Source organism: Micromonospora sp. HUAS YX12 (genome assembly GCF_040215685.1).
GTDB lineage: Bacteria > Actinomycetota > Actinomycetes > Mycobacteriales > Micromonosporaceae > Micromonospora > Micromonospora tulbaghiae.
Genome location: NZ_CP157974.1, coordinates 2,254,919 through 2,268,524 on the forward strand (window position 1 = coordinate 2,254,919; position 13,606 = coordinate 2,268,524).

At 73.6% G+C, this 13,606-nt stretch carries 8 protein-coding genes and 1 pseudogene; 4 read left to right on the top strand and 5 right to left on the bottom strand.

Annotation, left to right across the window (positions count from 1 at the left end):
• The first annotated feature begins 12 nt into the window (after positions 1 to 12).
• Both hemB and ABIH81_RS11075 read left to right on the top strand, forming a co-directional pair.
• Positions 13 to 996, top strand: coding sequence for a porphobilinogen synthase (hemB, locus tag ABIH81_RS11070; RefSeq protein WP_349880196.1), 984 nt, complete (start codon positions 13 to 15; stop codon positions 994 to 996).
• 451 nt (positions 997 to 1,447) lie between these two features.
• On the top strand, positions 1,448 to 2,086 hold the full coding sequence (locus ABIH81_RS11075) for a helix-turn-helix transcriptional regulator (RefSeq protein WP_349880197.1): 639 nt from the start codon (positions 1,448 to 1,450) through the stop codon (positions 2,084 to 2,086).
• A 32-nt stretch (positions 2,087 to 2,118) separates the two neighbouring features.
• On the opposite strand, the gene ABIH81_RS11080 is transcribed toward ABIH81_RS11075, so the two are convergent.
• The 3 genes from ABIH81_RS11080 to ABIH81_RS11090 all read right to left on the bottom strand — a co-directional run bounded on the left by ABIH81_RS11080 (position 2,119) and on the right by ABIH81_RS11090 (position 7,677).
• Complete coding sequence (locus tag ABIH81_RS11080; RefSeq protein ID WP_349880198.1) at positions 2,119 to 5,391, bottom strand: lamin tail domain-containing protein; 3,273 nt, start codon at positions 5,389 to 5,391, stop codon at positions 2,119 to 2,121.
• A gap of 92 nt (positions 5,392 to 5,483) precedes the next feature.
• A complete protein-coding gene (locus ABIH81_RS11085) occupies positions 5,484 to 6,500 on the bottom strand; it encodes a GNAT family N-acetyltransferase (protein ID WP_349881068.1) in 1,017 nt (338 codons plus the stop codon).
• Positions 6,501 to 6,567: 67 nt separating this feature from the next.
• Complete coding sequence (locus tag ABIH81_RS11090; RefSeq protein WP_349880199.1) at positions 6,568 to 7,677, bottom strand: murein transglycosylase; 1,110 nt, start codon at positions 7,675 to 7,677, stop codon at positions 6,568 to 6,570.
• 38 nt (positions 7,678 to 7,715) lie between these two features.
• Between ABIH81_RS11090 and ABIH81_RS11095 the strand changes: the two genes are divergently transcribed.
• Together ABIH81_RS11095 and ABIH81_RS11100 are read left to right on the top strand one after the other, a co-directional pair.
• Complete coding sequence (locus ABIH81_RS11095) at positions 7,716 to 7,931, top strand: zinc ribbon domain-containing protein (protein WP_013288739.1); 216 nt, start codon at positions 7,716 to 7,718, stop codon at positions 7,929 to 7,931.
• Positions 7,932 to 8,086: 155 nt separating this feature from the next.
• Positions 8,087 to 10,846, top strand: a pseudogene (locus ABIH81_RS11100) (adenylate/guanylate cyclase domain-containing protein); the annotation flags it as partial.
• Between the two features lie 154 nt (positions 10,847 to 11,000).
• On the opposite strand, the gene ABIH81_RS11105 reads toward ABIH81_RS11100, so the two are convergent.
• Both ABIH81_RS11105 and ABIH81_RS11110 read right to left on the bottom strand, forming a co-directional pair.
• Positions 11,001 to 11,543 carry a phospholipase gene (locus ABIH81_RS11105; protein WP_349880200.1) on the bottom strand — a complete coding sequence of 181 codons (543 nt, stop codon included), beginning with the start codon at positions 11,541 to 11,543 and terminating at the stop codon, positions 11,001 to 11,003.
• A 160-nt stretch (positions 11,544 to 11,703) separates the two neighbouring features.
• Positions 11,704 to 13,368, bottom strand: a complete 1,665-nt coding sequence (locus ABIH81_RS11110; protein ID WP_349880201.1) for a family 10 glycosylhydrolase — start codon at positions 13,366 to 13,368, stop codon at positions 11,704 to 11,706.
• Between the last annotated feature and the right edge of the window lie 238 nt (positions 13,369 to 13,606).

The following is a 13,606-nucleotide window of genomic DNA, read 5'->3' on the forward strand; positions in this document are numbered from 1 at the left end:
AGGAGGCCCGTCATGCCGTACCCCGAGATCCGGCCCCGCCGGCTGCGTAGCAACGCGGCCGTGCGGCGGCTGGTCTCCGAGACCCGCGTCGACCCGGCCGAACTGGTCGTGCCGATGTTCGTCAAGGAGGGGCTGACCGAGCCGCGGGCCATCGCGTCGCTCCCGGGGGTGCTCCAGCACTCCCGGGACTCGCTGCGCAAGGCCGCCGCGGAGGCGGTCCAGGCCGGGGTCGGCGGGATCATGCTGTTCGGGGTGCCGGAGACGCGGGACGAGACCGGCTCCGGTGGCGTCGACCCGGCCGGCGTGCTCAACACGGCGATCCGGGACGTGATCGCCGAGGTCGGCGACTCGACGGTGGTGATGAGCGACCTGTGCCTGGACGAGTTCACCTCGCACGGGCACTGCGGCCTGCTCACGCCGGACGGCGGGGTCGACAACGACGTCACGCTCGCCGCGTACGCCGACATGGCGGTGGCCCAGGCCGCCGCCGGGGTCCACGTGGTCGGGCCGTCCGGGATGATGGACGGCCAGGTCGGCGTGGTCCGCAAGGCGCTCGACGCCGCCGGGCACCAGGACGTCTCGGTGCTCGCGTACGCGGTGAAGTACGCCTCCGCCTTCTACGGCCCGTTCCGCGACGCGGTGGAGTCGGCGCTGGAGGGGGACCGGCGCACCTACCAGCAGGACCCGGCGAACCTGCGCGAGTCGCTGCGCGAGGTCGAGCTGGACGTGGCCGAGGGCGCCGACATGGTGATGGTCAAGCCGGCGCTGCCCTACCTCGACGTGGTGTCGGCGGTCCGGGCCGCGGTGAACGTCCCGGTCGCCGCCTACCAGGTCTCCGGCGAGTACGCGATGGTCGAGGCCGCCGCCGCGAACGGCTGGATCGACCGGGAGCGCGTGATGCTGGAGACGCTCACCTCGATCCGCCGGGCCGGCGCCCAGATCATCCTCACCTACTGGGCCGTCGAGGCCGCCCAGTTGCTGCGCCAGCGCTACTGACCGACGCTCGGCCGACGCCGCTCGCGCTGCCGGCATGTCGGCTGCGGGCTCGCGCCCGGCTCCCGTGGCCGGCGATGCCTTGTCCACAGCCGAGCTGGTCACTCAGCGCAACATTCCGACCTGCGACCTACTTCACCTCTAGCCGACTTTGCTCTGCAGCCATGGGCGCAACTGTCACGAAGAGTGGGCGCTGCCTCGATGGCTGCAGAGCAAAGTCTGCCGAGGTGGTTCTCCCCGCTGCGGCGATCGTGGGGTTTGTGTCCGCTTAAGTCCTCTTTGCTCACCGCGCAGGGCCGCCGACTTTAGTTCGGTGCTTAACGCTGAGTGAAGGTCACCCTCTGTGTGTGCTGGCGGCTGGTGCCGAGTAGGGCTGGCCGCCGTATCCCGGGTTTTCCACAGAGGCGGGGCGCGGGGTTGCCGGGCCGGTGCGGGAGCCGGGACCGTGGGCGGCGTGACAGACATCGCCGACACCGGGCCGGAGGCCGCTTCCGCCACCGCCGCCACAGGCGCCGCACGCGCGGCGTCTGCCACGACGGCGTCCGCCGCGACGGCGCCAGAAGGGCCGGCGGCAGACGGGCCGGCGCTGCTCACCGAGCCGTTCGACGTGCCGTTCCCGGCGCCGGGGATCGTCCGGGCCGTGCGTCGCCGGGCCGACGCCAGCCAGCGTGAGCTGGCCCGGTTCGCCCGGGTGCATCCGAGCACGATCGGGCGGATCGAGGCGGGCAGCCTGACGCCGAGCCTGACCATGCTGTCGCGCATCGTCGGCACGGCCGGCTTCCGGCTCGTGGTCGTCGACGAGGCCGGGCGGGTGCTCAAGCCGATGCGTGACCGGGCCGACCTGCGTGACGGCGCGGAGCGGCGGTACCCGTCCCACCTCGATGTCATCACCGACCCGGAGCCGGGGGAGTGGTGGGCCGACCGGTACGGGCTGGCCCGCCCGCCGGAGACCTTCTACCGGAATCGTGAGGTCCGGGACTGGCTGCGCCGCCGCAGCCAGTGGGAGGTGCGGGTGGCCAAGTACCGGAGCGTGCCGCCCCCGCCCGACCCGCAACGGTGCGGATACCGCGACGGCCCGCCGATCCGCCCATGAGCGAATCGACGGGCCGCCGCGCGGCACACCGCTCAGTCGTCGTTCAGGATCGTCCCGACGCCGGACGGGTCGGCGAGCCGCAGGCCCGGCACCCCTGCCACGTACAGCGTGAGCTTCTCGTCCGCCTCGCGCTTGCGGTCGCCGCGCACGGTGACCGGGAACATCAGCGAGGTCCGGCCCGCGGCCAGCACCCGGCAGCCCACGTACGGGTCGTAGTCCGACCCGGCCTGAGCTGTGGTGCCGTAGGTGGCCGCGCAGATCAGGGCCGGCTCGGAGAGCGGGCGGGACACGGTGACCGTGTACGTCATCGTGCCGGTGCCCTTGTCGCCCTCGGTGACCGAGGTGTCCGCGACCCGCAGCGAGGCGCGCGACCGGAACCGGGCCACCTGCGGGTCGTGGTCGCTGGCGCCCCGGTCGCCCAGCTCCGGCGCGTCGGTGGGGTAGTCGGCGTTGATGTGCGCCGTCCGTACCTGCACCAGGTCGTCGTGCATCGGGTCGTTGACGAAGAGGTTGTCCAGCGTCTGCGCCTGCCCGCTGAAGGTGTACGAGTACGCCGACGCGGGCGCGTCCTTCACCAGGTCGTCCCAGAGGTTGTGCAGCCCGGCCTCGTACAGCGGGGCGAGCTGGTCCGACGGGGCCGGGTTCTGGGCGGTGGCGATCGGGTCGTCCGGGCGGGGGAAGACGTTCAGGTCGCCGCCGTACACCACGCGGGCGTCCGGGTCGCTCGCCTCGACCGCCTGGACGATCGCCGCCCCGTACGCGGCCTGCTCGCGGCGCTGCCCGACCCGGCTGTCCGGCCCGGACGAGAAGTGGTTGGCGACCGCCCAGAGCGTGAAGCGCTCGGTCGATCCGGGCCCGGCCTTCACGGTGAACCGGGCCACCTGCGCCGCGCGGGTGTAGACGTTGCTGCCGTCCACCCCGGTCGACCGGTCCACGTCGGCCGGCAGCACCGCGTTGAACGCCTTGGGGTTCTGCACGTCGGTGTTGGACGGCAGCGCCGCCGAGCGGTACTGGACGGTCGGGGCGGAGCCCAGCAGCGGGTCCGCGGCGGTCGCCTCGGCGAGCGTCAGCCGGTCGGTGCGGTAGAGGAACGCCGAGGCGATGCCCCGGGCGTCCGCGCCGGTCCGGTCGTACGCGGCGGCGTACGCCGGGCCGCCGTTGGCCGCGATGGCGAGCGCCAGCTCCTGCACGGTGTCCGGCGCGCCGTCGGCGTTGTTGGTGTCGCCGCAGGCCAGCGCGCCGTCGACCACCGAGCAGATGTCCTGGTCCTCGGCCTCCTGCACCAGGACCAGATCCGGGCTGTGCAGGGACTGGACGATCTGCCGGGCCTGCACGGCCAGCCGGGCGGCGTACGCCTCGGGGCTCGCCGGCACGTAGTCGAACGGCGGGCTGACACCGGGGCAGCCGGTGTTGCCGGCGAAGTCGCAGCCGTCGAACGGGTCGTCGCGGTAGTCGTACAGGTTCTCCACGTTGTACGTGGCGATCGCGACCTCGCCGCCGCGGTCGGCCGGCTGCGGCGGGTGGTTCGCGGCCGGGTCGGCGCCACCGGTCAGGGTGAGCTGCTCGGGCTGCACGCTGTACTTGCTGAACGCGTACGAGACGGAGCCGTAGGCGTCCTCGGTGAGCGTGTCGAACGTGCGCGCCTCGGGCAGCAGCGCCCGGGAGTCACCGGCGGTCGCCTTCACGCCGCCGGCACCGAGCAGGATGCGCTGGTTGTTGCCGTTGTCGAACAGCGTGCCGGGGATGTCGTCGAGCGGGTGCGCGTCCCGGAACACCCGCCGGGCGTACGGGTCGGACCGCTTCATCACCGGATCCTCGCGGTCCAGCACATAGATCTCCGAGTCGGCGGTGGAGGAGTAGATGTGCCGGGGCGCCGAGACGCCGCTGCCGGCGCGTACCCGCATCCGCTCGCCCTCGTGCCGCTCCCAGAACAGGTCGGCGGCGGCCGCCTCGGCCGGCGGGACCGCGTCGTCGACCCGGACCGCGGTGTCCACGTCGAGGCCGGAGTCCAGCTTGCGGACCAGCGAGGCGCCGGAGAGCTGGGTCTGGTTGAAGTACTCGGAGACCCGGCCGCGCAGCACGACCTCGTCGCCGACGGTCGGGGCGTACCCGCCGATCAGCGTGGTGAACGAGCCCATGAAGACGAACAGGCCGTCGGAGGTCAGCGGGTCGCCGTCGGAGGCGCCGAGCCGGCTCTGGAGGTAGAAGCCCCACTGCTCGGCGCCGGCCGAACTGCGGGTCAGCGACTTGCCGGTGATGACGCCGCGGACGTCGTACAGCGTGGAGCTGGTGCCGTTGCCGCTGGCCGGCGCGAGCGGCGACCGGTCGACGCGGCCGTCCTCGTCGTCGGCGGTGCGGCCCTGCACCTCGCCGATCGACAGCACGCTGGTGGCCTGCACGGTGAGCGTGCAGGTGGCGGTGCCGCCCTCGGCGTCGGTGGAGGTCACGGTGACCGCGTAGCTGCCGGCCGGCAGGCCGGTGGCGGTGACCGTCGCGGTGGCCGTGCCGCCGTTCCCGGTCGCCGGGGTGAACGCGGTACGGCTGATCGAGCCGCTCGCCGGCACCGGCACGACCGAGGTGACCGCCAGGTCGGTGACCGTGTCGTCGGCGTCGGTAGCGGTGACCTCGCGGGTCGCCGTGGCGCCCGCCGACAACGTCAGCGCCCCGCCGCAGGCCAGCGTGGGCGGCTGGTCGACCGGTCCGCCGCCGCCGACGGTGTGGCTGCCCAGCCCGTCGAACGTGTCGGTGGCGAAGCCGGCCCACTGCGCGGCCGGGTCGAACGCGTCCGCCGGGTCGGTGTCGCCGGCGGTCACCGAGGGCAGCCGGCGCAGCGTGTTGTCAGCCGTGCTGGTGAGCCCGCTGCCCCACTCGCTGCCCGGGTCGGCGCCGACCTGACCCAGGGAGTCGACCACCGTGTCGCCCTTGCGCAGCACGATCGCGTCGTCGCCGTTGAACAGCGAGCCCGAGTACGTCTGGTCGGCCTGGGCGAGGATCGCCGGCGCGGCCGCCGCGGCGGCGAAGACGAACACGTCACCGGCGGCGACGGTGCCGGTCAGGGCGATGTTCGTCGAGGTGGTGGCGCCGTTGAAGAAGAGCTGGAGCTGGTAGCCGCCGGCGGCCAGGTCGATCGCGGCGCCGGTGCCGTTGTACAGCTCGACGGCCTTGTTGTTGGACGACCCCTCGACGTACTCCGAGATGAACAGGTCGGTGGGCGCGGCGCTGGCCGCGGTGGGTGCGACAGCGATCGCCGTGAGGGTGACGGCGGCGGTGGTCGCGAGCGCGGCGAGGGTGCGGCGCGGGCGCATGGGGCCTCCACGATGGGTGGACAGGAACTAACGAACGTTAAGGCTCTCGTGGGTACACCGTCCAGCCCCTTCGATGGCCGGCCGGTGAACGCTCAGCGGTGACTGTCCAGCCGGTGCACCAGCTCGGCGACGTCCACACCGTATTCGCACCAGTCGCGGTCGGGGCGGTAGCCCAGCTCGGCGTTGACCTTCAGCATCGACTCGTTGTCCTGCGCGTTCCAGGTCTGCACCTCGGCCACCTCGGGCTCGGCCGAGCGCAGCTCCAGCAGCATCCGCGCCTTGATGGCCCGGTCGATGCCGTAGCCGCGGTGGTCGTGGACGACGATCGTGTCGTACTGGTCGGCCCGGGTCGGGTGCTGCGCCGGCACCACCACCTCGGTCAACCCGGCCACCTCGCCGGTCTGCTCGTGCAGCGCCAGCACGATGTACGGCTTCATGCCGCGCCGGTGCAGCGTGGCGAGGCTGTCGCGCAGCCGGTCCGGGTCGTAGGAGCTGGGCCGCAGCTCCACGTCGTCGGAGTCGCGCACCTCGGCCTTGGCCCGCGCGTACGCCTCGATGAGCTCGTCCGGCGGGCCACCCGGCCAGAACTCCACGTGGTAGCCCGCGCCGACCTCGGCGGCCATCTCGCTGAGCGCCGGCCAGTCCACCGAGCGCAGGTCGAGCACGCTGCGGGTCTCCACGTAGTCGCGGGTGAAGCCGAGCGACTCGTAGAACGCCACGGCCGGGGTGTCGCCGACCACCTCCACGCCGATCGACTGGAAGCCCTCGTCCCAGACCCGGCGGGCGGCCACCCGCACCAGCTCGCGGCCGATGCCGCTGCGCCGGATCGCCGGGTGCACCAGCACCTCGAGCACGCCGATCCCGCCGAGCAGCAGCACGTGCACATGCCCGAGGATCGCACCGGGCGTGCCGTCCGGGGCGGCGTCGTCCTGCGCGACCCACGAGATTCGCCGTTCGCCGGGCATCACCTCGGACAGATACTCCCGCATGGAGCTCTCCCGCCATGGCGGATCCTGCGGCAGATCGGCCGCCAGGACCGCGTTCAGCGTGTCCAGCAGGGACGCGATCTCGGCGGACGACGCGGTCCTGGGATCCCACTCGCGCACCATCACCCGTCTAGCTTGCCGTCAACGGCAGCCGGGGGGAAGGGTTCAGTCCGCGAATGTACGCGAGCGGTCACCTCACGTTGCGGCTGAGCCTGCCGTACTCGTCGGCCTTGTCGAAGACGGCCTGGGCGTACCGTCGCACATCGTTGTAGGAGAGGATGGCGCCCCACCAGTCGCCCGGGATGGTCATGTTCCGGCCGCCCTTGCACAGGTAGAGCCCGGCGGCCAGCGCCGCGTCGTCGATGTCGTGCGGGTTCTTCACGCCGTCGCCGTCGGCGTCCGCGCCGATCTCCTGCCAGGTGGTCGGGATGAACTGCATCGGGCCGAGCGCCCGGTCGTAGACGCGGTCGCCGTCGAGCGCTCCCTGGTCGGTGTCGAGGATCCGGGACCGGCCGCCCTGCCCGTCCAGCGGCTGTCCCTTGATCTCCGGCAGGGCCCGGCCGTCGGCTTGCAGTGTGGCGCCGTTGGCCGCGCCGTGGCGCGACTCGACGTACCCGATGGCGGCCAGTGTGGTCCAGCTCAACTGGCAGGCGCGGTTGGTCTGGGCGAGCACCAGCTCGGCGTACGCGTACGCCTGGAGCGCCACCACGGGGATGCCGGTCACCGCGCCGACCCGCTGCGCCCAGCCGGCGAGCGCGTCGGCCGGGCGCCCGGCGGGCAGCACGGGGGCGGTGGTCGCGCCGGGCAGCGGTGTGCCGGTCGGTGCGGTGGTGCCGGGCAGACCGGTCAGCTCCGGCAGCGGGGGCGTGGCGGGCGCCGCGGCGGTCTGCGGCACGCTCTGCGACGGCGTGGCCTCGGCGACCGGTTCCGGCCGGCCGACCGCGGCCGGCACGACCACCGCACCGGCCGTGGCGGCGGCGGCGACCAGGGCGAGCAGGAACAGCGCGGGCAGCGTGGTGCGCCCGCCGGGCCGCCGGGACCAGGCACGGGTGGCCCGGGCCGCGCCGACGGCGAGCTGTCTCGGGTGCGTGCGGACGGCGTGCGCGAAGGGCATCCGCCGACGCCGGCCGCCGCTCTCGGCCGCCGCATCTGCGCTGGTGGGAGGCTTCGGGGGGAGGGCGTCGCGCTCGCCCCGGGGACGCGGGACGAGCGGGGTGGCGTCGTCGGGTGGCGCGGCGGGTCGCAGGGGCCGGGCCGTCGCTCGCCGTTCGCCGTCCACCACCCGTCGAGTATCACCCATCCGGGTGACGACGTCAGGCCCGGCCGTAGGCTTGGGACATGCCCAGGTACGAGTTCCGTTGCCGCGCCTGCGGCGACACCTTCGAGGTCAACCGCCCGATGGCCGAGGCCGGACGGCCGGCCACCTGCCCGCAGGGCCACGCCGACACGGTGAAACTGCTGTCCACGGTGGCCGTCACCGGCCGGGGCGGCTCCGCCCCGAGCGGTGGGATTCCCAGCGGCGGCGGTTGCTGCGGCGGCTCCTGCGGCTGCTGACTTTCCGCCGCCCGTCCCGCGGGTCGATCGGGGTCTTGCCGCCGCTGTGATCTTTTGGCACCTTGGGGCGGAATCTGCCCAGCCGTTCTCACGATGCGTGACGGCACGACCATAGGGCAGCATGAACCCGACGTCACCGGGCGGAGGTTCGACGTATGTCGCAAGCACACCACCTCCCCAGCGGGTGGGTGACCTTCGTGTTCACCGACATCGAGGGCTCGACGCGGCTGGCCCGGATGCTCGGCCCGGTCTACCGCCCGGTCCTGCACGAGCACCGGCGGCTGCTGCGCGACACCCTGGCCGGCACCGACGGGGCGGAGCTGCTGACCGAGGGGGACTCGTTCTTCCTCGCGTTCCCGGACGCCGCCGCCGCGGTCCGCGCCTGCCTGACCGCGCAGCGCGCGCTCGCCGGTCACGACTGGCCCAACCCGGACGCCACCCCCCGGGTACGGATGGGGCTGCACACCGGCTACGCCGAGCCCCGCGACGGCGAGTACGCCAGCCCCGAGGTGCACCGGGCCGCCCGGGTGGCCGCCGCCGCGCACGGCGGGCAGGTGCTCTGCTCGGCCGCCACCGCCCAGCACGCCGACCCGCTGCCGGACGGGGTGTCCCTGCTGGACCTCGGGCTGCACCGGCTGCGCGGCTTCGACGACCGGGAGCGGCTGTTCCAGCTCGTCGCGCCCGGGCTGGAGCGGCGGTTCCCCCGTCCGCGTACCGCCGACGCGACAGCGCACAACCTGCCCACCCAGGTCACCTCGTTCGTCGGCCGGCAGGCCGAGCGCGCCGAGCTGGGGCGGCTGGTCGAGGCGTACCGCCTGGTGACGGTGCTCGGCGCGGGCGGCGCCGGCAAGACCCGGCTGGCGGTGGAGCTGGCCTCCGGGATCGTCGAGGACTACCCGGACGGCGTCTGGTTCGTCGACATCGCCGCGGTGACCGACCCGGGGCTGGTGGCGTTCGAGATCGCCGCCGTGCTCGGCCTCCGCCCCGAGCCGGGCCGGCCGATGGTCGACACCCTCGTCGAGTACGCGGCGCCGCGCCGGATGCTCGTGCTGCTGGACACCTGCGACGCCCAGACCGCCGCGTCGGCCGAGGTGATCGGCCGGCTGCTGGCCGGTGGCCGGGGTGTGCGGGTGCTGGCGACCAGCCGGGAGTCGTTCGGCGTACCCGGTGAGGTGGTGTGGCGGATCCCGCCGCTGTCGGTCGACGAGGGGCCCGACGGGGTGGGGAGCGACGCGGTGGCGCTGCTGCTGGACCGTACCGCCGTGGCCCGGGGCGGACGGGCGCCGGAGCCGGCCGAGCAGGCCGACCTGCACCGGGTGGTACGCCGCCTGGACGGGCTGCCGCTGGCCATCGAGCTCGCCGCGGCCCGGCTGCGGGTGCTCTCGGCCGGGCAACTGGCCGAGCGGCTGGACGACATGCTGGGCACGCTCGACGCCGGCCGGGAGACGGCGGAACCGCCCCCGGTGGAGGCGGGCTGGAGCGGCAACCAGCAGGACACGGTGGACCTGGTGGCCGCCGCGACCGGCGCCGCCCCGCCCACCCCGGCGACCCGGGCGGTGCAGCGTTCGGCGAGCGAGCGGCACCTGACCATCCAGGCCACTGTGACGTGGTCGTACCGGACGCTCGGCGCGCGCTCGGCCCGGCTGCTGCGCTGGATGGCGGTGTTCGCCGGCCCGGTGGACCTGCCGACGGTGCAGTGGCTGCTCGACGAGGATCCGCTCGACCCGCTCTCGGTGCTGGTGGACAAGTCGATGGTGCTGGCCGAGCCGCACGCCTCCGGCAGCACGTACCGGATGCTCGACCCGATCCGGGCGTACGCGGCCCGGCGGCTGGTCGAGGCGGGCGAGGAACAGAGCGCCCGGGACCGGCACGTGGCCTGGTGCCGGCACGCGCTGGACCGGGCGCACCTGGGACCGGACGGCCGCCCGGTGACACTGTCCCTGTACGCGCTCGACCCGCTCGCGAACGAACTGCGGGCCGCGTTGCGCTGGTGCGCCACCGGCGGCAGCGCCCGGTCGGGCCTGTCGCTGGCCGGTGACCTGGACCAGTGGTGGCGGGAGCGCGGGCTGGCCCGGGAGGGGCGGCTCTGGCTGTTCCGGCTCTACGGCCGGCTCGCCGAGACCGGCGAGGTGATGCCGGACGCCGAGCTGGCCGCCGCGTACCACATGCACTCGCTGCACGCGGGCGCGGACGGCGAGTTCGGCGAGGAGCTGCGGTACTCGCAGCGGGCCGAGGCGGCGGCCCGGCAGTCCGGCGACCGGGGGCTGCTTGCCCGGGTGCTGGCCGGGCGCGCCGCGCCCCTGGTCGACATGGGGCAGTTCGCCGAGGCGGAGCGGGTCTGCCGCGAGGTGATCGACTGGGCGTACGCGCAGGACGTGGTGGGGGACGCGCTGCTGGCCGTCTACAACCTCGCCGAGCTGCTCTGGCGCCGGGGCGCGCTGGACGAGGCGGCCGACCTGCTCGCCGCGGCCCGCCCGGTCGAGGCGGCCCGGCCGGCCGAGCGGGGCGGCCGGTCGGTGGACATGCTGCTCGGCATGGTGGCCCTGGCCCGGGGCGATCTGGTCGCCGCGCACGAGCACCTGCTGGTGGCGTTGCGGTCCCGGATGAGTCACGGCTATCTGGGCCGGGCCTGCGACACGATCAACGCGATAGCGGTGCGCTGCGCGCTCGCCGGGGACGCGCTCTCCGCGGCCCGGCTGTTCGGGGCGGCGCAGGCCACCCGGGCGAACCTGCGGGCCACGCCGGGGATATACGGCCCGTACTGGTCGGCCCGGCAGACGGAGCTGCGCCGGGTGCTCGGTGACGAGGCGTTCGACGCCGCCTACGGCGCCGGCTCGGGGCTGCGGCTGGACGAGGTGGCGGCGCTGGCGCTGCACGTCGAGCACCCGGACCTGGCCGCCGACTCGCCCCGGTTCGGCGCGCAGAAGCCGGGTTCGTGGCCGGCGTTCGAGCCACGCAGCACAGCCGGCTGAGCCGGCCGGCCGCGCGGAACGACGGGCCGGGCGCGGCGGGTCGACCGGCCGGGCGCGTCGGGGAGCCCGCCGGGCGGCGGACTCCCCGCGTGGTGGGTCAGGCGCGCGCGGCGGCGCGACGCTCGGCGTCGGCCTTCATCCGGGCGGCGCGGTCGAGGTCGGCCTGCGACACGGCGGCGACCGAGCCGAAGACGCTCACCGCCTGGTAGTACGTCCAGGCGAGGCTGTAGCAGGCGGGCCGGACCACCGCGTTGTACGTGGCGCAGACCCGCTTCAGGTCCTCGTAGAAGGCGCTGTCCAGGCGGGACTTGCTGGACGAGAAGACGCCCATCGCCTTGTGGTTCCGGTAGCCGAAGTCGTGCCGGTAGCAGGAGAGCTTGAAGTTGAACCCGATCGGGTTGTCCGGGCTGGACGAGCAGTAGTCGGTGGACCAGTCGAAGCCGTACTCGGTCCAGGGCGACCGGTTCTGCCGGGCGCTGTTCCAGGCGTTGTAGCTGGACGCGCTGGTCTGCGTCCAACTGGTCAGGACGGACAGCTTCTGCTCGGTGCTCACCGCCGCGGCGGCCGGTGTGGCCAGGCCGAGCATGGTGAGCAGGGCGATTGTTCCGGCGGCGAGGGTGGTGGCGAGGCGACGGGACACGGGAACCTCCGCGGGTGGTGGCCGGGATCTCCGGATGTCGACAAGTGTCGATCAAATGGGTGAGCTGGGGCGATGCCCCGGGGAACGGCTCGCTGACATCCGCCTGAACAGACGAATGCCCCGGGCCGCGCGAGGCGGCCCGGGGGCATCCGGTCAGGGGTCAGCGCACGAAGCGCGGCGGGCTCGCCGGGCTCTCGTTCGCCAGCCGGTCCAGCGCGGTCACGTAGTAGGTGTACCGGGCGCCGTCGGCCGCCGTGGTGTCCACCCAGGACTGCACGGCGCCGTCGGTGGCCCGGACGGTGCCGACCAGGTGCGAGGCGTCGGCGAAGTCGCAGCGCCCGGCCAGGCCGTGCCCGTCGAACCGGTAGATCGCGTACGACGCGGCGGTCCCGAGCGGGCCCTTGCCGTCAGCCGGCTGACGCCAGCTCAGGCGTACCCCGTCCGCCTCCCGCTGGGCCTTGGTGACCACCGGGAACAGCAGCGGCTTGCGCGGCAGGTGCGTCATGGTGGGCACCAGCGCCGGGCGGGAGTAGTGCTCGGCGGCGTAGATGTCGGTGGCGCCGAGCCGGTTCGCCCGGACCTGCACCGCGGAGAAGTGCACGTTGCCGAGCACCTCCGGGTACGACCGGTTGAGCGTCAGGTGGTTCGACAGCTCCTGCGGGTTCATCCAGAACGACCCGTACACCGGGTCACCGCTCTTGTAGTCGGCCTGGCCGATGTAGAGCTGCACCCGCGTGCCGCGCACCTGCTCGGCCCACCACGGCACGAGCCGGGCGTAGTCGGCGGCCGGGTACTGGCCGATGTACCAGTAGAGCTGCGGCACGATGTAGTCGATCCACTCCTCCTTGACCCACTTGCGGGAGTCGGCGGAGATGATGTCGTACGACTGCGAGCCGGTGGTGTCCGAGCCGTTCGGGTCGGCCGACGCGTTGCGCCAGATGCCGAACGGGCTGACGCCGAACTTCACCCACGGCTTGACCGCCTTGATCTTGGCGTTCATCTCCTGGATCAGCAGGTTGATGTTGTCCCGCCGCCAGTCGGCCTTGTCGGTGAAGCCCCGGTTGTACGCCGCGAACGTCGCGTCGTCGGGCACCTGGTGGGTGCCGCTCGGGTACGGGTAGAAGTAGTCGTCGAAGTGCACGCCGTCGACGTCGTACCGCTTGACCGCGTCCATCATCGCGGTCTGGACGAACTCGCGGACCTCGGGGATGCCGGGGTTGTAGTAGAGCCGGCTGCCGGCGACGCCGGCGGGCGGGTAGGCGAAGACCCAGTCGGGGTGCTGGCGGGCCGGGCTGTCCGGGGCCAGTTGCGACAGGTCGGCGCCGGCGCCGCCGGGCGCGGGCATGGAGACGCGGTACGGGTTGAACCAGGCGTGGAACTCCAGGTTGCGCTTGTGCGACTCGGCGACCAGGAAGGCCAGCGGATCCCAGCCGGGGTTCTTGCCGCGTACGCCGGTCAGGTACTCCGACCACGGCTCGTACGGCGAGGGCCAGAACGCGTCGGCGGTCGGGCGGACCTGGACCACGACGGCGTTGTGGTTGAGCTTCTGGGCCAGGTCGAGCCAGGCCAGGTATTCGGCCTTCTGCTTGGCCTCCTGGTCCGGCGCGGTCCAGGAGGTCTTGCTGGGCCAGTCGATGTTCGTCACCGAGGCGATCCACATGGCCCGGAACTGGCGCTTGGGGGTGGCCGGGTCGGTGACGCAGTCGGTGGAGGGGTAAGTGGCGGTGCCGGTGTCGCCGGGGGCGGCCTGCGCCGGCGTGCCGGCGACCAGCGTGCCGAGCAGCGCCGCGGCCAGCGCGGCGGCTCCGAGCCGAGTTGCCTTCATGCGGTGCGGTCCCTTCGTCGGGTCCGGGGGGACGGTCGGCGGCGGGGTGTCACGGCAAGATTCGCCGCACCACCCATGCCTCCGGTAGAAAACTTTCATCTATCCGTGCCCGGCGCAAGACCCTGACGGCCGATCGATGTCCCGTGTCGTCCGATCGGCCGGATCGTGACGATTCCGAGACACGCGATGCGGGGTTGGAGCGGAAAACGGCTGGGTAGCTAGCCCGGCGGACCGCCAC

What these genes read in the sequence shown, in the direction of transcription:
- hemB (WP_349880196.1), top strand. Translation starts at nt 13, where the DNA reads ATGCCGTACCCCGAGATCCGGCCCCGCCGGCTGCGTAGCAACGCGGCC.
- ABIH81_RS11080 (WP_349880198.1), bottom strand. Translation starts at nt 5,391, where the DNA reads ATGCGCCCGCGCCGCACCCTCGCCGCGCTCGCGACCACCGCCGCCGTC.
- ABIH81_RS11085 (WP_349881068.1), bottom strand. Translation starts at nt 6,500, where the DNA reads ATGGTGCGCGAGTGGGATCCCAGGACCGCGTCGTCCGCCGAGATCGCG.
- ABIH81_RS11090 (WP_349880199.1), bottom strand. Translation starts at nt 7,677, where the DNA reads ATGGGTGATACTCGACGGGTGGTGGACGGCGAACGGCGAGCGACGGCC.
- ABIH81_RS11095 (WP_013288739.1), top strand. Translation starts at nt 7,716, where the DNA reads ATGCCCAGGTACGAGTTCCGTTGCCGCGCCTGCGGCGACACCTTCGAG.
- ABIH81_RS11110 (WP_349880201.1), bottom strand. Translation starts at nt 13,368, where the DNA reads ATGAAGGCAACTCGGCTCGGAGCCGCCGCGCTGGCCGCGGCGCTGCTC.